Consider the following 18,035-nt stretch of genomic DNA (forward strand, 5'->3'; position numbering starts at 1 on the left):
ATACAGTTTATCAGAAAAAAACACAATAGAGTAGGTTACCATCATGAAAACACTTGAAGAAAATAAACCCGATATCAATGAATTGAGGAGAATTCTCGAAATTCGAAATAAGGAGAATTTATTTTCCGTCCAAATGGGAATTCAGGGCACCGTCATCGAAGAAGGTTACGCGGAAACCGAGCTCGTCATTGAGCCGAAGCACTTAAACTTGAATCATTCCGTGCACGGCGGCTGCCTCTACACCTTGGCAGACAATGCTGGCGGCGCCTGCGCGTCGTCCCACGGGCACCGGGTGAGCACGTTGAGCGGCGATCTGCAGTTCATGCGCCCGGCCATCAACTGCAAAAAATTGAAGGCTGTCGCGAAAGAAAAGAAGGCAGGCAAGCGTATTGTCGTCGTGGATATCAGCATTTACGACGAAAAGGGCACTGAACTCGCTTGCGGCCTGTTTGACTACGCGAAAATGAAAATGAGATACTGAAAGAAGAGGAAGAATATGTTATATCGAAATTTTCAAAATGTTTCCTTATCGGCATTGGGATTCGGCGGCATGCGCCTGCCGGTCATTGACGGCGATGACGCCCGGATCGATGGCCTGAAGGGAGCCGAAATGGTCGACTCCGCGATTCGCTCGGGCATCAATTATTTCGACACGGCCTGGGGCTACCATCACGGAAAATCCGAAAAATTTTTTGGCAATGTGCTGATCAACTATCCCAGAGACAGCTATTTTCTGGCGTCGAAATTTCCAGGATACGACACGAGCAATTTTCCGAAGGTCCGCGAAATTTTTGAAGAACAGCTGAAAAAATGCCAGACGAAATACTTCGATTTTTATTTATTCCACAACGTCAACGAAAGCAATATTGATTATTATTTAGATCCTCAATACGGCATCCGGGATTATTTGGTGGAACAGCGCCGCATCGGCCGGATCCGCCATTTGGGCTTTTCGGCTCACGGCGAGCTGCCGACGCTGAAACGCTTCCTCGAAGCGTACGGGGACGACATGGAATTCATGCAGATTCAGCTGAACTGGATCGACTGGACCTTCCAGGGCGCGAAGAAAAAGGTTGAACTGGCCCGGGAATACGACCTGCCGATTTGGGTCATGGAACCGCTGCGCGGCGGCAAGCTGGCTCAGCTGTCAGACGAAGCCATGTCTAAGCTTGACGCGCTGCGCCCAGGCGTTTCGGCGGCAGAATGGGGATTCCGTTTTCTGCAGACCATTCCTGAAGTCGACATCGTCCTCTCCGGGATGAGCACCCTGGGTCAGCTGGAACGCAACTGCGCGATTTTTTCCGACGAAAAACCGTTAAACGAAGAAGAATGGCAGACTCTTCAGCAAATCGCGCGGGAAATGATCGAAAAGGAAGAGGTTCCCTGCACGGCATGCCATTACTGCGTCGACCACTGCCCGAAGGGGCTCGACATTCCGAAGCTCATCGAACTCTACAACGAACAGCATTTTACAGGCGGTGGCTTCATTGCGCCGATGCGCCTGTCGACGATGGGCGAAGGGCACCTGCCCTGCGACTGCATCGCCTGCCACAGCTGTGAAAAAGTCTGCCCGCAGAATATCAAGATTTCCGAAGTGATGAAGCAGTTTAACGACGAGCTGCTTCAAAATGACAGGGCCTAAGCGCGGGGTCAACATCGCAAAAATTGTCACAAGCTCCAGTTTTGGGGCTTGTTTTTTTACAGCATAAGGGTACAATATTCAGAGAAAATGCAGTGAATTTTTGATAAAGAATAAACAATTATTGTGAATTGTGGTAAACTATGAAAAGTGAAAAAACGGAGGTGAAGCAATGCCGACGGGAAGAAGAAAACCCACATTGGTGCCGCCTAAAGGGCGCTATCGCAGAGGACTGATCCTGAAAAGCACGGCAGGCGGCCTTCTCGTCGGACTGGTGGCAGGCGGCGTATCGATCATCTATCGGTTCGCGAGCACATTGTTCCAGGGCGGCCAGGCCTATATTCTGGCCCACGTCACGAACGTTCCGCTCATTGTGATGTATTTCATCATGCTCGCGGCGCTGGCCTTTCTCGTGCGAAAGGTAATCACCTGGGAGCCCTTCACGGCCGGTTCCGGCATTGCGGAGGTGCGCGGCGAGGTGCAGGGCTATTTCGACATGAACTGGGTCAAGGTGCTCGTCGGCAAATTTGTCGGCTGCCTTCTGTCGATGGCCGGCGGGCTGTCTCTTGGCCGGGAAGGACCGTCGGTACAGCTCGGCGCAATGGCTGGGAAGGGCCTTTCCAGACTGACTCATCGCGGCAAGAAGGCGGAACATTATCTGATCACCTGCGGTGCGAGCGCTGGGCTGTCCGCGGCTTTTAACTGTCCGCTGACTGGCGTGATGTTCGCCCTTGAAACCTTCAACGCGGAATATTCGGTGAATCTGCTGTTCACTGCGCTGATCGCGTCGGTCACGGCGGATTTTGTGTCGAAGGTCTTTTTCGGAATGAGTCCGGTATTCTCTGTGCCCCTCGATCTGTTTCTGCCCCTTTCGACGGTGGGCTTCGTGATTGCCCTCGGCGTGATCTGCGGTGTGACGGGTCAGATCTTTTATCGGTCGATGCAGCTCGCGCAGAAATTCTACGACAAGCTGCCCCTTCCTGAAAACACCGAACCGATCGTCCCCTTTTTATTGGCGGGGGTGCTCGGGCTGACGCTTCCAGGCGTGCTCGGTGACGGCCATTTGATTTTGGAACAGCTGGTTCAGGGCCAGATCGCGGTGCGGATGATCGCGCTGCTGCTGGTCGTGAAATTTGCATATTCGATGCTGTGCTTCACTTCAAAATCGCCAGGCGGGTCACTGGCGCCGATGATCGTGTTAGGCGCTTTCGTCGGCGGGCTGTACGGCCATTTGGCTGTGCGCGTTCTCGGCCTGGACGCCATGTTGATTAATAACTTTGTCATCCTCGCCATGGCCGGATACTTTGCGGCGATTGTGAGAACGCCGCTGACGGCTGTTGCACTGGCGTGTGAATTGACCGGCAGTTTCAGTCATTTAATTTATTTCGGTATTGTTGTCACCGTAGCCGAGGTCGTCTCGTCGATGATGAAAACAGAACCCATGTACGAAGCTGGGATGCAGAATTTGCTGATTCAGCATCACATCATCAGCGAATAAAGACAATTCAAGAAAGACAAATGGAGGTAAGTGATGCAAGGCTATAAGTTTCTCTTAGATTTGGCACTCATACTATTGTCGACAAAGGTATTGGGCCTTTTAACTAAGCGGGTCCAAATGCCGCAGGTGGTTGGCGCGCTTTTGGCTGGACTGATTTTAGGACCGGCAATGCTCAATGTCATTTCCGAAACGCAGTTTATTAAAGATTCAGCGGAAATCGGTGTGATTGTACTGATGTTCACCGCAGGGCTTGAAACGGATGTTCAAGAATTGAAGCGAACGGGGAAAGCATCTTTTGTCATTGCGCTGATCGGTGTCATTGTGCCGCTGATCGGCGGGTATTTCGTTGCGAAGTACTTCAACCGGCCGGGAATGATGAGCTCGGGTCTGTCGGCGCCGTTGTACCTGCAGAACCTGTTCATCGGGGTCATTCTGACGGCGACTTCGGTTTCCATCACCGTCGAAACCCTTAAGGAAATCGGCAAACTCAACACCCATTCGGGCAATGCAATTCTCGGCGCTGCGATCATCGACGACGTGCTCGGCATTATTGCATTGACGATTGTGACGTCTATGGCGGATACGTCGGTGTCGATTGTGATGGTGCTGCTCAAGATCGTCGGCTTTTTCGTCTTTGCCGGTGTAGCGGGTTTCTTCTTCCTGAAATTTTTCCGCTGGTGGACGCAGAAATCGGAAAAGGGCCTGAGACGCCACACGATCATCGCTTTCGTTTTTTGCCTGCTGATTTCCTACTGCGCTGAAAAATTCTTTGGCGTAGCCGATATTACAGGGGCTTTTATTGCGGGGTTAGTCATCTCAATGACGCCCAAACGCGAATACGTGGCCAATCGATTCAGCACGCTCTCTTATCTCTACCTCTCACCGATTTTCTTCGCGAGTATCGGTTTGGAAGTGGATCTGCCGTCAATGAACGCAACGGTGGTTATGTTCTCGGTCATTCTTGTGGTGGTCGCCATTGTGACGAAAATCATCGGCTGCGGCGCTGGCGCGCTGGTTTGCCATTACAAAAAATATCAAAGTCTGCGCATCGGCGTCGGGATGATTTCCAGAGGAGAAGTGGCTTTGATCGTTGCAAGCAAGGGCCAGTCCCTTGGACTGATTTCTAATGCCTTTATCGGACCGGTTATTCTGGTTGTCATCATTACGACAATCGTCACGCCGATCATGCTTAAATCTGTATTTGCCCGAACGATGAAATACACGCCCCAGGGACTGGCTGCGCAGGCTGCAGCAGTCGATGTAGATCATATAGATGTGGAAAACAATCTGGCGCGAACCTACGAAAACATCAATGCGATGCAGGAAAGCGGAAATGGTCTTCCAGACGATGCCAAGGATTCAGACAAAGAAAATTAAGATCGTTAACGTCAAAAACTCCGGCTCTGTAGTCGGAGTTTTTTGACGAGGTTTAAAAAAACCCTTGCTTTTTTGATGGTTCTTTGTTATTATAATCTAGTCAGCAGTGCCGAAGTGATGGAATTGGCAGACTTGGCGGACTCAAAATCCGTTGGTAGCGATACCGTGTGGGTTCGAATCCCACCTTCGGCACCAGATTAAAAAATAAAAGTGCTTCTGAAATTTTCAAAAGCACTTTTTTTGTTGTAAAAATTTACGACTGCGCGATGCGTTCCTGGCGGTCCTGCCACATTTCGGCGAATATGGAAATCGAATCGATCACATCTTCAAGGGAAAGCACGTCGGTTTCGGTTTTAATGTCTGACGCGGCGTCGTAATACGCTTTGCGTTTGAGTTTCATAACGCCGATTTTTTTGAGAAGTTCTTCGTGGGTCGGCGCGTCAGCGAGCAGTGGGCGCACGTTATTTTCGTCTTTTTCGAGACGGTCTGCGAGGACGTCGTCGGCGCAGATCAGCTCAACGGTGAAGCAGTTGTCCTTTAACAGCTTCTGGTTTTCTTCAGAAAGGGGCAGGCCGCCGCCGCAGGCGATGACACAGCCCTTCGGGTTGGACGTGTCCAAAATGTCCTTTAAAGTCTGGGTTTCCATTTTTCGGAAAGCCGGTTCGCCGTCTTCTTTAAAAATGTTTTCAATGGTTTTGCCGGCGGTTTGAGCGATGATCGCGTCGGTGTCGTAGAAGCCGTAGTGGAGCTCGTGGGATAACGCCCGTCCGACCGTGGTTTTGCCGACACCCATGTAGCCGATCAAAGCAATATTTTTTGGCATGGTCATGATTGAGTAGCCTCCTATTTTGATAAGTTTTCTATTGATAATACCGAAGAAGGCTTAAAGGTGCAAGTCTTTTCTGAAATGACGGATCGCGTCGGGCGTAAGCTGTCCAGGCGCTGTGGCGTCGGATTCAGATAATGCCGCGTAGGTCAGGCTGCCGCCGAAGTATTCCGGTGCGATGCGCAGCAGCTTGCCGGGTTCGCCCATCATGATGAAAATGATCGGCTTTTTCCAATGTCCTTTCTGGAGAAAGCGGAGCAGAACAGAGGCCGACTGCAGAATGTCGCTTTTATCTTCGGCCCACATGGCGACTTTGATGACGTCGGGGCCCAGCTCAGCGATGTCGTAGAGCTTTTGCTTAAAAGCCTTGGGCTTCAGCGTTTTCTTGAAATTGTGGTAGGACAGAATCAGCCGTTTATCCTGTTTGTGAGCTTCCTTGCGAAGGGTTTTGATGACTTTTTCAGAATTGCCGGCTTCAGCGTCGATGTAGGCGACGGCCTGGTGTGCGAGCGCCTTCAATGCCGCGTGGCTGCGGACGGCTTCGTCGGCCTCGGCACAGGCGCCGCCTTCTTCAAAGCTCCGGAAGGTGTAGAGAATCGGAACTTGTTTTTCGGCCAGTGCGTCGAGACACGCGGCCTGTTCGTCGTCTGTCATCATGCCGAGGGCGTCCCGGCGCCATTCGATCAGATCGGGCTTTAAAGCCGCGGCCTGTTCGGCGTAATCGGACAGTGCGTCTTTCTGAGTGGGACCGATTGGGATACAGAGCGCGAAAGTATAAGGCTCTAAAATAAAGGATTGACTTAAAGATTTCATAATTTAAGTTTACGCTTCATCGGTTAAATTTTCAAGTTGTGCTATAATAAAAACGAATTTACAAGCATCACGTACAGCGCGGGAGGAGGCAAGTCAAATGACAGGTTTATCGTCGAAGCAGGCTGCGCAATTAATGGCTGACGGCAAGGGCAATACGCAGGTTGCCAAGTCAGCTAAAACCGTCAAACAGATCGTCAAGGAAAATACGCTGACCTACTTCAACTTGATTTTCGTCGTATTGGCTTTGCTTTTAATTGTGAGCGGCGCCTGGAATTCGCTGACTTTTCTGCCAGTGATCATTGCGAATACGTTAATTGGGATCATTCAGGAGATTCAAGCGAAAAAGGTGCTGGACAAGCTGACGATTATGAACGCCCCGGTGTCGGTCGTGTACCGCGACGGCAGGCCGAAGAAAATGCGCACGGAACAATTGGTGCTGGGTGATGTGGTGGTGCTGGAAGGCGGCACACAGATTCCGGCGGACGCCGAAGTGATCTCCGGCGAGATCGCGGTAAACGAAGCGTTATTGACCGGGGAAGCCGACGAAATCACAAAACAGCCCGGCGATGAGCTGATGTCCGGCTCGTTCGTGGTGTCGGGGAAATGCGCGGCGCGGCTGACCCACGTCGGCGCCGACGCCTACATCAACAAGCTGACGCTAAAGGCCAAGGCCGTCGAAACCGACGACCGCTCCGAAATGGTGCGCGCCATCGACGGGATCGTCAAACTCGCTGGGATTGTGATCATTCCCATCGGGATCCTGCTGCTTTACCAGAGCATTGGCACGGCGGGCAGCTCCTTCACCAGTGCGGTACCGTCGATGGTCGCCGCAGTCATCGGCATGATTCCGGAAGGGCTCTACCTCTTGCTTTCGGTGACGCTGGCGGTGTCAGCGATGCGCCTGGCCCGCAAGCAGGTCATGCTTCACGATATGAAGAGCATCGAGTCGCTGGCGCGGGTCGACGTGGTCTGCGTCGACAAGACCGGAACGATTACGGACAACGCAATGCTCGTCGCCGACGCCGTGCCGGTGCGGCAGATGAACCGGGCGCAGATGGAGCGCGCGGGGGATTTGGTAAGCCGATATTTAGGCGCCCTCGACGACAGCAACGCGACCTCCGAGGCGATGATCGATTATTTCGGCGAAACAAAAGGTGCAGACGCGATTGAGACGCTGCCCTTTTCGTCGCGCTACAAATATTCGGCCGTGCGTTTCAGAGAAGGCGTTTTTGTGCTCGGCGCGCCCGAAATCGTACTGAAGCGCCATTTCAATCTGTATCAGGATGAAGTCAACCATTACGCGGCTAAAGGGTATCGCGTCGTTGTGTTCGGACAAATTGAAAACGCGGGCACCATTCCGGAAAATGGTCTGGATCAATGCGATGTCGATCCGATATTTTTCGTGATGCTCCAGAATCCGATCCGAGAAAACGCGGCAGAAACCTTTAAATACTTTGCGAGCCAGGGCGTGGCAGTCAAGGTGATTTCCGGGGACAACCCGGTGACGGTGTCGGAGGTCGCCAAACGGGCGGGCATTGCCGGCGCGGATCACTACGTCAACGCCCAGACGCTGAATTCTAAACAGGATATTGACGACGCCGTTAAAACTACGACGGTGTTTGGCCGGGTGACGCCGGAACAAAAGCGCGAGATCGTCCACGCACTGCAGGCTCAGGGCCACACCGTGGCGATGACGGGCGACGGCGTCAACGATATCCTCGCGATGAAGGATTCGGACTGTTCCATCGCGATGGCGTCTGGCTCAGAGGCGGCTGTTCAGGCGGCACAGGTCGCATTGCTTGACTCTGATTTTTCCCATATGCCCCAGATAGTCTCGGAAGGGCGGCGGGTCATCAACAACATCGAGCGCTCCGCGACGCTGTTTTTGGTGAAGAACATCTTTTCGTTTTTACTTTCGATCTTCACGATCGTCAGTATTATCAAATACCCGCTGACGCCGTCGCAGATCTCGCTGGTGTCGATGTTCAACATCGGTATCCCGGCGTTCTTCCTCGCGATGGAACCCAACAATCGGCGCATCGAGGGGCATTTCATCCAGCGGGTCATGCTCCGGGCCATGCCGGCCGCGCTGACGGACTTCTTCATGATCGCCGCGATGGTTGTTTTCGGACAGACCTTTGGTGTCGCCACCAGAGATATTTCGGTGGCTTCGACATTTCTGCTGGCCATTGTCGGCTTCATCATCCTGTACAATATCTCGAAGCCGCTCAATCCGTTCCGCGGCATCGTCATCGCAGGCTGTATTGCCGGACTCGTCGTTTTGGCAGTGACAATGAATTCGCTGTTTGATATTCAGTTCGTTTCGGTTAAATGTGTGATGCTGTTCGTGCTCTTTGCGGTCGCAACGGTGCCGTGTATGCAGGTTTTGACGAAGTTCTTTATCTTCATCGACCACCTGGCCGCGAAACGGACGGGCAAGGAAACCATCGCTTATGAAAATTTTAAATAAAGAAAAAGGGAGGCATAGATAATGAAAATGATTGGACCATCGGCAGACGCACTTTTGAAAATGTGTGTCATTGCGAAATCTGACGAAGAAAAAGAGGAATTGGAAAGCAAGGGGCAGGTCGATCCCAAGACCCTCGAAGCGTCACCCCTCGACAAACATTACAGCAGCATGAATCAAAATCGCTACACTCTCGAAGTGGGCGTGGATCCAAACCTTGAATACGACATCACCGGCGTGATGCAGACGCTGGAAAATTTAGGGGATGCTCCGGATTATCACGTGGTCGACTGGAACAGCGCCCAGGTGTTCATGGCGACTGTCATGCGGATTGCGACGCAGAACGCGCTGGCGGATTTCGCTCAGGGCGATTCGAGCAAGCTGATGCTGACTGAAAAAGAAGATCTGTCTGATGTCGTTCAGAAGGTGCCGGAAATTTGGGTTATGAAGCAGTTTTACGACGCGTGCTTCGACGATTTAGACCGCGACTTTTCGGACAACACCTTTGCGGTGTCGCTGAAGACCATCGAAGAAGATTGAAAAATAAAATCCGCATAAAAAAATAAGAGCTTTCCGAAAGGTGTCGGTTTGACGCCTTGGGAAAGCTCTTTTTTAATATTTCCTTATTACATTTTCGATAAAAACCAGTCCCGTTTCCAGAGCATGAAGAGAATCAATGCGATCTGGGCGGCAAAGGAAAGGACGACGAATCCGAATTGCCCGCGGATTAAAAAGGATCCGGCCAGACAGTTTAAGATAATTTGAATCCAGCTGGTCGCGGCGACGGCTGCGCCAAATCCGATGGCGGAAATGGTCGTCGACGAGGCGATGTACGGGATGATGCCATTGGGAATGCCGGGAATGAGACAGGCCATACCGAACACAAATTCGGGATTAGCTGAATTGATTTTGCTCATAATCCAGCTGCTTTCGGCCTTTTTTTGAAACCATCCCGAAAATTTGCGGCTCACGGCCGTTTTTTCCGAGAGACGGCTGCCGACTCGTCTGGCGAAGACGAAGACCATGCAGTTGCCGGCGACGAAACCGACGTAGCACAAAATAAAAGCAACCCACCATTTATAAATCAGTCCCGCGGCGACCTGAATGGCCATACCAGGGAAAACGATGCTGATCACCTGGATAATTGAGAAGAGAATAATCGTGAGGTATCCGCGCCACCGGCCCTGCTTCGAGAGATAGGCGGCGATTTCTTTTTCATCTCCCTTTTGCAGCAGTTTAACCAGCATCGGGAAGGATTTTGCGGCATTGCCGAACGCGATATAAATCGTCCAGATAAAAACGGCGAAGGCTGCGATCACGACAAGATTTTTCCAATGCCTTTGTAAAAAAGACTTGAACGAATGATTCATACGCGCATCCTTTAAAATATGATGTTTTTATCTAATTTGTAAAGTCTAGATCAACCAAATATAAATATTCATTATAATATCTCAATCCTTTAAGGATTGTCAAGCCAAGGCGAAAAATAAACGGCGCTGGATTGACGGAATCGTCCAGGCCATTTATAATTAAACTGACTAACGTGAAAAGAATCCGTTTTCTTGACAGGGAAGTCAGCACAAATGGCATTGCACTGACTTTTATTTTAGTTGAGAAATTAAAATAAAAGTCTTTTTTATTTTAGAAGGAGCGTTTATGTTAAAGATAGCCGTATATGGAAAGGGAGGCATTGGCAAATCGACAGTGACCAGCAATTTGGCCGCTGCCTTTGCCACGAGAGGAAAAAAGGTCATACAAATCGGCTGCGATCCGAAGGCGGACTCGACGATCAACCTGCTGCACAATCATTCGGTGACGCCGGTGATGACGCTGCTGCGGGAAGGTAAAGAGCCGGAGCGCCTCGAAGACTTGTCGGCGATCGGCTACGGCGGCGTCGTCTGTATCGAAACGGGCGGCCCGACGCCGGGGCTGGGCTGCGCCGGCCGGGGGATTATCGCGACCTTTCAGCTCCTCGAAGATCTCGAACTCATCGAAACTGTGAAACCCGACGTCATTTTGTACGACGTGCTCGGCGACGTGGTCTGTGGCGGATTTGCCGCCCCGATCCGTGAGGGCTACGCCGAAAAGGTGTTGATCGTAACCTCCGGCGAGAAGATGGCGCTGTACGCGGCGAACAACATCAACACGGCGGTCGACAATTTTGAAGACCGCGGCTACGCGTCGGTGGAGGGACTGATTCTCAACCGGCGCAACGTACCGGACGAGCGGCAGAAGGTTGAGGCCTTTGCCGAAAGCTGCGGCCTGCCAATTGTGGCAGACCTGCCGCGAAGCGACGCGATCAACCGCTGCGAGGATCAAGGCATGACCGTCGTCGAAGGCGATCCGGCTCTCGACATCTCTCAGAAATTCATCGCCCTCTCCGAACGGCTGGAGGCGGAAGCATGAGCGCCGGACGCACAGTTCAATCGATCGTCGACGCGGGAAAGGACGCCCTTCAGTCACAGATCGCCGACACGAGGCAGTTGATTTATTCTTCGCCGGCGACACTGGCCTACAATTCGCCGGGGGCAGAGGGCTACGGCGTCAAGCGGGCGGGGCTGGCTATTCCAGACTCGATCATGCTCATCGTATCGCCCGGGTGCTGCGGACGCAATACCTCGGCGCTCTCGGAACGGCCGGCATACCATAACCGCTTCTTTTATCTGACGATGGACGAGACCGATTTGATCACCGGCCGCCATTTGACGAAAATTCCAGAGGCGGTGCAGGAGGTCGTGGATTTTCTTCCGACACAACCGTCGGTGGTGATGATCTGCATCACCTGCGTCGATGCGCTGCTTGGGACAGATATGGAACGGGTCTGCCGGAAGGCGGAGAAGGTCGTCGGCATTCCCGTCCGGCCGTGCTACATGTACGCGCTGACCCGAGAAGGCAGGCGGCCGCCGATGGTGCACGTCCGGCAGTCGCTGTATTCGCTGCTTGAAAAACGGCAGCGCCAGGTCGACTGCGTCAATCTGCTCGGCTATTTCGGCGGCGTGGACCGCAGCAGCGAAATTTTCGATTTGTTGAAAGCGGTGGGCGTCCATCAGATTCGGCAGATCGCCGAGTGTCAGAATATGGCAGATTTTCAGGAGATGGCGGCGGCGAATTTCAATCTGGTACTGAACCCAGAGGCGCTGCCAGCGGCTGAGGACCTGCACAAACGCTTGGGCATTCCGCTCATTCAAATGCAGCGGCTGTATCAGACCGACAAGATCGCGGCGCAGTACCGGGCTTTCGGACAGGTGCTCGGCGTCACCTTTGAAACCGACGCGCTTCGGCAAAACGCCGAGGCAGCTGTAGACAGACTCGTACAGCGGACGGCAGGCTGGTCCTTTGCGGTTGGGGAAGTCGCCGACGCCAATCCTTTCGAGCTGGCGCTGGCGCTGCTCAGAGCGGGCTGTGAAGTCCAGGCGGTTTACGGCACGACCGCCGCGGAATATTGGCCGTGGCTCGAAAAGCTCGCGGCCCTAAAGCCGGAGCTCGAAATTTACGACAACGCCGATCCACAGATGGTGCATTACCACCCGGATGAGAACGGGCCGGTGGTCGCCATCGGTGAGGACGCCGTGTATTATTACAGTGGATATCAAAAAGCCGCACTGGTGCCGTGGCGTGGGAAGACCCAGCCCTTTGGATTTGACGGCGTGATCAAGCTGTCGCAGGCGGTCTGCGAGGCGGTCGACCGGGCCGAACAGAAAGGAAGCACGCGATGAAAGGACTCAGAAAAGTGCTGACACCCTTCGCGCCGGATCAGTCGGGCGCGGTTTCAGTACTCTACGCTTTGGGCGGCGCGGTGATTATTGTCGACGCTGGCGGCTGTACGGGCAATATCTGCGGATTTGACGAGCCCCGATTTGAAACCCAGGCTGCGGCGGTTTTCAGCGCAGGCCTTCGGGATATGGACGCGATTCTCGGGCGCGACCAGCTTTTGGTCGACAAGGCGGTCGAAATCGCCGAGGCCCTTCATCCGAAATTCGTGGCCCTCGTCGGCACGCCGGTGCCGGCTGTAATCGGCACCGATTTGAAATCGCTGTGCCGTTTAATTGAGAAAAAAAGCGGCGTGCCGGCCTTCGCCGTGGCAACGAACGGCTTCAAGCTCTACGACGCCGGCTGCGAGCAGGCCTTTTGGACGCTGTTTAAGAAATTTTGCACCGATCGATCCCAGACCTCTCGAAAGGGCATCGGCGTATTGGGCGCGACGCCCTTTGACTGCGATTTGGACGCGCTGGACGCTTTCCTAGAGGCGCATCCGGCGTGCACGGCCTACGGCTGGTCGCAGGACGAGGGGCTGGACACCTTTGCCGATGGGGCGTCGGCCGAACGCAATCTTGTTGTGGCGCCGGACGGGCTCAAGGCGGCAAAATGGCTGGACCGGCATTTCGGCGTGCCGTACAAACTTTACGATCCGATGGCGGCGCGATTTGCCGAGTCGGTTCCTGACGTTTCGGGCAAGCGCATCTTAGCTGTGCACCAGCAGGTGGCGGTGGATTCAGCCAGACAGGTCTGGCTCGCCCGCGGTGCGGCTTCTGTGACAGGCGCGACCTGGTTCATGAGCCTCAAGGAGCTGGCGCAGTCCGGTGATCTCAAATTAAAAGAAGAAGACGATTTTGAACGGGCAGCTGCTGAGGGGGGCTACGACATCATCGCGGCGGACCCGACGCTCAAGCCCTTGGCCAAGCGTTTTGCGGGACAGTGGATCGACTGGCCCCACTTTGCGATTTCAGGAAAGCGGTTGAATCCCCATGAATGATGTGCAAATTACACACCGCATCCGACTGTACGGCATCGTTCAGGGCGTCGGGTTCAGGCCGACGGTCAGCCGATATGCTGAAGCCTTCGGAATCTGCGGACAGGTGAGCAACCGCGGCGCCTGGGTGGAAATTCTCGCTCAGGGCACCCCGGAACAGGTTGCGGCTTTTGAAAATCAGATTGAGAACGCCCCACCAGAGCGGGCCGTCGTGCTGAAGACCGAAATCAAATCGGTGGACGCCCCTGCTCAGTTCGACGATTTTCAGATTGTCGACAGCGAAAAAGTGAAGGGCGCGATTTTTGTCTCGCCGGACATCGCCATTTGCGACCAATGCAAGGCGGAGCTTTTCGATCCGGACAATCGGCGTTATCTGCACCCGTTTATCAACTGTACGGACTGCGGCCCGAGGCTGACGATTCTCGACGAGCTGCCCTACGACAGAGAGCGGACGAGCATGAAGGATTTTCCGATGTGTCCGGAATGCGCTGAGGAGTACACGAATCCGGCGTCCCGGCGCTACGACGCCCAGCCGGTCTGCTGTCCAGACTGCGGGCCCGAGCTTTATCTGCTCGACCGCCCGGAACGGGGCCGCGCTGCGATGACCGCAACCCGCAGAACGATCGCCGGTGGCGGCATCGCGGCGGTCAAGGGGATCGGCGGCTTTCACCTGTGCTGTGACGCGGAGAACGCGGCAGCAGTCACCCGATTGCGGCGGCTGAAAAATCGGCCCCACAAGCCTTTGGCTGTGATGATGCGGGACGAAGCGGCCGTGCGCCGGGAATGTGTCATCGACGCAGACCAGACGCGCATTTTAACGGGACATCAAAAGCCGATTCTGCTGCTCGAGAAAAAACCGGGCGGCCGCTTGTGCGAGGGTATCGCGCCGGGTCAGGCCACCGTCGGCGTCATGCTGCCCTACGCGCCGGTGCAGTGTCTGCTTTTTGACTACGACGACGGCATCGACATGCCAGACAGCCTGGTGATGACCAGCGGCAATGCGGCGGGGGCGGCCATCTGCCACAACGACGCGGAGGCGCGGCAGGAACTGGCCCATTTCGCCGACGTGATCCTCTCCAACGACCGGCCGATTGTCACCCGTGCCGACGACTCGGTGATGGATTTTATCACTGTCGACGGTCAGCGGGCGCCCTACATGATTCGGCGCTCCCGCGGGTACGCGCCGATGCCGTATATCGTCTCTGCGCCGATGCGTGGGCAGGTTTTGGCCGCCGGCGGCGAACTCAAGAACACGTTCTGCATTGGGCATGATCAGCTTTTCTACCCCTCGGCCTACGTCGGCGATTTGGCGGACGTGCGGACGCTTCAGGCGCTCAAGGAGAGCACGGCCCGGATGCTGACCCTCTTAAAGGTGAAGCCTGAGGCTGTGGCCTGCGACCTGCACCCGCGGTATCAATCGACGCAGTTCGCTGAGACGCTGGGACTGCCGCTCATTCCCATTCAGCACCATTACGCGCACATCGTGTCCTGCACCGCAGAGAACGATGTGGACCGCCCGGTTATCGGCCTGTCCTTTGACGGGACGGGTTACGGGGACGACGGCACGATCTGGGGCGGCGAGATTTTAATCGCAGACTGGCAGCATTATGAAAGGGTCGGCCACATCGAGCCCTTCTGGCAGCTGGGCGGCGACGCCGCGTCAAAAGAGGGCTGGCGGATTGCCGCGGCCTTACTGATGGCGCAGCAGCCAGATCCCCAAAAGTGGGAAACGCTGGTGTTGTCCCTCGGGCTGTGCAGCGCCAAACAGGCTCGGGTGCTCAGGATGATGGCCGACAGAAAAATCAACGCAGTGCGCTCGACCAGTGCCGGACGGCTGTTTGACGGCGCGGCGGCGGGCTTTGGCATCTGCCGGGAATCGACCTTTGAGGGCGAGGCGGCGATGGCGTTAGAGACGGCCGCTGAAAGCTACGAGGCCGCCCATCCTGACGCCACGTGCCGCAGGGCGCCGGCCGTGACGGAAAACGCAGACGGGCAGCTGGTGCTGCCGACGACTGCTTGGTTTAACGACCTAATGGCCAGGAGGCTTGCGGGAGAAGAAGCGGGGCAGCTGGCTTACATTTTCCACCGGGAATTGTCGGAGATGATGATTTCCGCATGCTGTCAGATTAGAGATAAGGTTCAAATCAACACGGTCGCGCTGAGCGGCGGCGTGTTCCAAAACAAGCTGTTGACGCGGCTGACCGCCGAGGGCTTAAAGGCCCGCGGCTTTGAGGTGCTGCTTCACAGGCTGGTGCCGCCCAACGACGGCGGCATCGCGCTGGGACAGGCTGTGGCGGCGATGAGCCGGCTGCAAGATACAAATATTCAATAAAAACATCAATAGAAAGAAGAGAAAGGAATCAATATGTGTGTAGGATTATCAGCAAGAGTTGTCAAATTAACCGATAAGGGGACGGCGGTCGTCGACGCGTCGGGCGCCAAGCGGGAAATCTCGGCGAAGTTGCTCGACGGGTTGGAACCGGGCGATTACGTCATGGTTCACGCTGGGACGGCGATCGCTAAAATTACCGACGACGACGGTCACGAAACGGAAAATCTGCTGGATCATCTGCTATGACAAAGGCAAGACACACGCTTTCGGAGCCGCTTAAAAAAGCGATCCAATATCTCAAAACATACGATGGACCGCCAGTGCGCATCATGGAGGTCTGCGGCACCCACACCCACGAAATTTTCAGACAGGGCATCCGCCAGATTCTGTCGCCAAACATCACGCTGATTTCTGGGCCGGGCTGTCCGGTTTGTGTCACGCCAGGCGGGTATATCGATCGGGCCGTCGCCTTAGCGGAGGACCGCGGCGCGACCGTCTGTACCTTCGGCGATTTGATGCGGGTGCCGGGGACGGATAAAAGCTTAAGCCAGGCCCGAGCCGACGGCGCCGACGTTCGGATTGTGTACGCACCGGACGACGCAGAAAAAATCGCGGTGGACAATCCGGATCGACAGGTGGTCTTTCTCGCGGTGGGCTTTGAAACGACGACTCCGTCGGCCTGTCTCGCGGTCGATCACGCGATCGCGGACGGCGCGGACAATTTTTCGATTCTGACGGCCAACAAAACGATGCCCGCCGCCTACGAGGCGATGAAAGACAGCACGGATTTGTTTTTGTATCCCGGTCACGTGCACGCGATTACTGGAATGGCGGACTGCCGTAAAATGGAAGCAGAAGGCGTCAGCGGCGTTGTAGCCGGGTTTACGGCCGGCGAGTTAATCAGCGCGCTGACCATCGCCGTCAAAAAGTTTGAAGCGGGCGAGACCTTCTGCGTCAACGCTTATCCCCGGGTCGTGACGGAATCGGGGAGCCCGGAGGCTCAGCAGCTCGTCAAAAAGTACATGGAACCCTGTGACGCTTGGTGGCGGGGCATCGGCAAAATTCCAAATTCAGGGATGAAGCTGCGGGAAGCCTACGACCATTACGACGCGGCGGTGCGCTTCGATCTGCCTGAAACTGTCGGGAAAGATCACCCCGGTTGCCGCTGCGGCGACGTCCTTCAGGGGAACTGCCGGCCGGTGGACTGTCCGCTGTTTGGCAAGGTGTGCACGCCGGAACATCCGACGGGCGCTTGTATGGTGTCCAGTGAGGGCACGTGCTCGGCTTATTATTTGTATGGAGGTATAAAATGAGAGAAACACTGCCGGATCAGATTACGCTGGCCCACGGGGCCGGCGGCAAGCAGACTTCAGCGCTGATTCACGATATTTTCAAGAAATATTTTGACAATCCCTTTCTGACGGCGGACGACGCGGCGGTGCTGCCGCGGCCCGACCGGAAGATCGCGATGTCGACCGACGGTTTCGTCGTATCGCCGGCCTTTTTCCCGGGCGGCAACATCGGCGAGCTGTCGGTCTGCGGAACGGTCAACGATTTGTCCTGCATGGGCGCGAAGCCGCTGTATTTGACCTGCTCCTTTATCATCGAGGAAGGCCTCGAAACGGTGAAACTCGACCAGATTGCCCAGTCGATGGCGCAGACCGCTGAAAAAGTCGGTGTGGCCCTCGTGGCTGGGGATACGAAGGTCGTCGGCAAGGGTCAGGCGGACCAGGTCTTTATCACGACGACGGGGGTCGGCGAGCTGATGCCTGGGGTTCATCTGGCCGGCGCGGACGCCAAGCCAGGGGATGCCGTTTTGGTCACCGGCGATGTGGGCCGGCACGGCTGTGCGGTGCTGCTCGCCAGAGATGAATACGGCATCGACGCTCACGTGACCAGCGACTGTGCGCCGCTGTGGCATCCGATTTCGGCGGCCCTCGAGGCGGCGCCGGATATCCACGTGATCCGAGACGCGACCCGAGGCGGCGTCGGCACCGTATTGTACGAAATTGCCCACCAGAGCCACGTGGGCATTCAGTTAAACGCCGAAGATATCCCGGTGGACCCGGCTGTCGCCGGCGTCTGCGGAATGCTCGGTCTGGAACCGCTGTATCTGGCCTGTGAAGGGCGCATGGTGATGATCATGCCCCAGGAACGCGCTGATGCGGTGATCGACGCGCTGTCGGCTTATCCGGACACCCAGGGTATCTGCAAAATCGGCGTGGTCACCGAGGACAATCCGGAACGGGTCGTGATGGAAACGGCGATCGGCGCTCAGACCTTCCTGCCGGAACCGGGGACCGAGCTGCTGCCGAGGATTTGTTAAGGAGTCA

General features: G+C 55.1%; 16 protein-coding genes and 1 tRNA gene. 14 read left to right on the forward strand and 3 right to left on the reverse strand.

The genetic code is table 11. The features are described from left to right. Nucleotides 1-43 precede the first annotated feature (43 nt). The 5 genes from QZX60_RS07515 to QZX60_RS07535 all read left to right on the forward strand — a co-directional run bounded on the left by QZX60_RS07515 (nt 44) and on the right by QZX60_RS07535 (nt 4,709). A complete protein-coding gene (locus QZX60_RS07515; RefSeq protein WP_295363182.1) occupies nt 44-481 on the forward strand; it encodes a PaaI family thioesterase in 438 nt (145 codons plus the stop codon). Nucleotides 482-496: 15 nt separating this feature from the next. Continuing rightward, the gene (locus tag QZX60_RS07520; RefSeq protein WP_295363185.1) at nt 497-1,642 is read left to right on the forward strand and encodes an aldo/keto reductase; all 1,146 of its coding nucleotides are present in this window, start codon (nt 497-499) and stop codon (nt 1,640-1,642) included. Nucleotides 1,643-1,811: 169 nt separating this feature from the next. Further along, a complete protein-coding gene (locus QZX60_RS07525) occupies nt 1,812-3,137 on the forward strand; it encodes a ClC family H(+)/Cl(-) exchange transporter (RefSeq protein WP_295363188.1) in 1,326 nt (441 codons plus the stop codon). A gap of 33 nt (nt 3,138-3,170) precedes the next feature. After that, on the forward strand, nt 3,171-4,514 hold the full coding sequence (locus tag QZX60_RS07530; protein ID WP_295363191.1) for a cation:proton antiporter: 1,344 nt from the start codon (nt 3,171-3,173) through the stop codon (nt 4,512-4,514). Nucleotides 4,515-4,622: 108 nt separating this feature from the next. Beyond that, nucleotides 4,623-4,709 (forward strand) — tRNA-Leu (locus QZX60_RS07535). A gap of 58 nt (nt 4,710-4,767) precedes the next feature. Here QZX60_RS07535 and QZX60_RS07540 read toward each other — a convergent pair. Further along, the gene (locus QZX60_RS07540) at nt 4,768-5,343 is read right to left on the reverse strand and encodes a shikimate kinase (protein ID WP_295363194.1); all 576 of its coding nucleotides are present in this window, start codon (nt 5,341-5,343) and stop codon (nt 4,768-4,770) included. A 54-nt stretch (nt 5,344-5,397) separates the two neighbouring features. Next, complete coding sequence (locus tag QZX60_RS07545; RefSeq protein WP_295363197.1) at nt 5,398-6,153, reverse strand: type I 3-dehydroquinate dehydratase; 756 nt, start codon at nt 6,151-6,153, stop codon at nt 5,398-5,400. A gap of 97 nt (nt 6,154-6,250) precedes the next feature. On the opposite strand from QZX60_RS07545, the gene QZX60_RS07550 reads away from it, so the two are divergent. After that, nucleotides 6,251-8,623 (forward strand): HAD-IC family P-type ATPase, encoded by a 2,373-nt coding sequence (locus tag QZX60_RS07550; RefSeq protein ID WP_295363200.1) that lies wholly within the window; start codon nt 6,251-6,253, stop codon nt 8,621-8,623. A 21-nt stretch (nt 8,624-8,644) separates the two neighbouring features. Continuing rightward, nucleotides 8,645-9,160, forward strand: a complete 516-nt coding sequence (locus QZX60_RS07555) for a hypothetical protein (protein ID WP_295363203.1) — start codon at nt 8,645-8,647, stop codon at nt 9,158-9,160. Between the two features lie 86 nt (nt 9,161-9,246). Here QZX60_RS07555 and QZX60_RS07560 read toward each other — a convergent pair whose 3' ends face one another. Then, nucleotides 9,247-9,990, reverse strand: a complete 744-nt coding sequence (locus QZX60_RS07560; protein WP_295363206.1) for a TVP38/TMEM64 family protein — start codon at nt 9,988-9,990, stop codon at nt 9,247-9,249. A gap of 286 nt (nt 9,991-10,276) precedes the next feature. Between QZX60_RS07560 and QZX60_RS07565 the strand changes: the two genes are divergently transcribed. From QZX60_RS07565 to hypE, 7 genes are read left to right on the forward strand one after another with little or no spacing between them, the layout of a single operon-like run. After that, entirely contained in the window at nt 10,277-11,026 is a 750-nt protein-coding gene (locus tag QZX60_RS07565) for a nitrogenase iron protein NifH (RefSeq protein ID WP_295363209.1), read from the forward strand. Continuing rightward, on the forward strand, nt 11,023-12,336 hold the full coding sequence (locus QZX60_RS07570) for a nitrogenase component 1 (RefSeq protein WP_295363211.1): 1,314 nt from the start codon (nt 11,023-11,025) through the stop codon (nt 12,334-12,336). The genes QZX60_RS07565 and QZX60_RS07570 overlap by 4 nt, the downstream gene beginning before the upstream one ends. Continuing rightward, nucleotides 12,333-13,373 carry a nitrogenase component 1 gene (locus tag QZX60_RS07575; protein ID WP_295363213.1) on the forward strand — a complete coding sequence of 347 codons (1,041 nt, stop codon included), beginning with the start codon at nt 12,333-12,335 and terminating at the stop codon, nt 13,371-13,373. Before QZX60_RS07570 ends, QZX60_RS07575 begins: the two co-directional genes overlap by 4 nt. After that, nucleotides 13,366-15,702, forward strand: coding sequence for a carbamoyltransferase HypF (gene hypF / locus QZX60_RS07580; RefSeq protein WP_295363215.1), 2,337 nt, complete (start codon nt 13,366-13,368; stop codon nt 15,700-15,702). Before QZX60_RS07575 ends, hypF begins: the two co-directional genes overlap by 8 nt. A 33-nt stretch (nt 15,703-15,735) precedes the next feature. Beyond that, nucleotides 15,736-15,948 carry a HypC/HybG/HupF family hydrogenase formation chaperone gene (locus QZX60_RS07585; protein ID WP_295363218.1) on the forward strand — a complete coding sequence of 71 codons (213 nt, stop codon included), beginning with the start codon at nt 15,736-15,738 and terminating at the stop codon, nt 15,946-15,948. Continuing rightward, the gene (hypD, locus tag QZX60_RS07590) at nt 15,945-17,015 is read left to right on the forward strand and encodes a hydrogenase formation protein HypD (RefSeq protein WP_295363221.1); all 1,071 of its coding nucleotides are present in this window, start codon (nt 15,945-15,947) and stop codon (nt 17,013-17,015) included. The genes QZX60_RS07585 and hypD overlap by 4 nt, the downstream gene beginning before the upstream one ends. After that, nucleotides 17,012-18,028 carry a hydrogenase expression/formation protein HypE gene (gene hypE / locus QZX60_RS07595; RefSeq protein WP_295363224.1) on the forward strand — a complete coding sequence of 339 codons (1,017 nt, stop codon included), beginning with the start codon at nt 17,012-17,014 and terminating at the stop codon, nt 18,026-18,028. The genes hypD and hypE overlap by 4 nt, the downstream gene beginning before the upstream one ends. Nucleotides 18,029-18,035: the final 7 nt, after the last annotated feature.

The organism is uncultured Pseudoramibacter sp. (assembly GCF_903789625.1).
GTDB lineage: Bacteria > Bacillota > Clostridia > Eubacteriales > Eubacteriaceae > Pseudoramibacter > Pseudoramibacter fermentans.

What these genes read in the sequence shown, in the direction of transcription:
- QZX60_RS07575 (WP_295363213.1), top strand. Translation starts at nt 12,333, where the DNA reads ATGAAAGGACTCAGAAAAGTGCTGACACCCTTCGCGCCGGATCAGTCG.
- QZX60_RS07560 (WP_295363206.1), bottom strand. Translation starts at nt 9,990, where the DNA reads ATGAATCATTCGTTCAAGTCTTTTTTACAAAGGCATTGGAAAAATCTT.
- QZX60_RS07565 (WP_295363209.1), top strand. Translation starts at nt 10,277, where the DNA reads ATGTTAAAGATAGCCGTATATGGAAAGGGAGGCATTGGCAAATCGACA.
- hypE (WP_295363224.1), top strand. Translation starts at nt 17,012, where the DNA reads ATGAGAGAAACACTGCCGGATCAGATTACGCTGGCCCACGGGGCCGGC.
- QZX60_RS07525 (WP_295363188.1), top strand. Translation starts at nt 1,812, where the DNA reads ATGCCGACGGGAAGAAGAAAACCCACATTGGTGCCGCCTAAAGGGCGC.
- QZX60_RS07515 (WP_295363182.1), top strand. Translation starts at nt 44, where the DNA reads ATGAAAACACTTGAAGAAAATAAACCCGATATCAATGAATTGAGGAGA.
- QZX60_RS07545 (WP_295363197.1), bottom strand. Translation starts at nt 6,153, where the DNA reads ATGAAATCTTTAAGTCAATCCTTTATTTTAGAGCCTTATACTTTCGCG.
- QZX60_RS07585 (WP_295363218.1), top strand. Translation starts at nt 15,736, where the DNA reads ATGTGTGTAGGATTATCAGCAAGAGTTGTCAAATTAACCGATAAGGGG.
- QZX60_RS07555 (WP_295363203.1), top strand. Translation starts at nt 8,645, where the DNA reads ATGAAAATGATTGGACCATCGGCAGACGCACTTTTGAAAATGTGTGTC.
- QZX60_RS07570 (WP_295363211.1), top strand. Translation starts at nt 11,023, where the DNA reads ATGAGCGCCGGACGCACAGTTCAATCGATCGTCGACGCGGGAAAGGAC.
- hypF (WP_295363215.1), top strand. Translation starts at nt 13,366, where the DNA reads ATGAATGATGTGCAAATTACACACCGCATCCGACTGTACGGCATCGTT.
- QZX60_RS07530 (WP_295363191.1), top strand. Translation starts at nt 3,171, where the DNA reads ATGCAAGGCTATAAGTTTCTCTTAGATTTGGCACTCATACTATTGTCG.
- hypD (WP_295363221.1), top strand. Translation starts at nt 15,945, where the DNA reads ATGACAAAGGCAAGACACACGCTTTCGGAGCCGCTTAAAAAAGCGATC.
- QZX60_RS07540 (WP_295363194.1), bottom strand. Translation starts at nt 5,343, where the DNA reads ATGACCATGCCAAAAAATATTGCTTTGATCGGCTACATGGGTGTCGGC.
- QZX60_RS07550 (WP_295363200.1), top strand. Translation starts at nt 6,251, where the DNA reads ATGACAGGTTTATCGTCGAAGCAGGCTGCGCAATTAATGGCTGACGGC.
- QZX60_RS07520 (WP_295363185.1), top strand. Translation starts at nt 497, where the DNA reads ATGTTATATCGAAATTTTCAAAATGTTTCCTTATCGGCATTGGGATTC.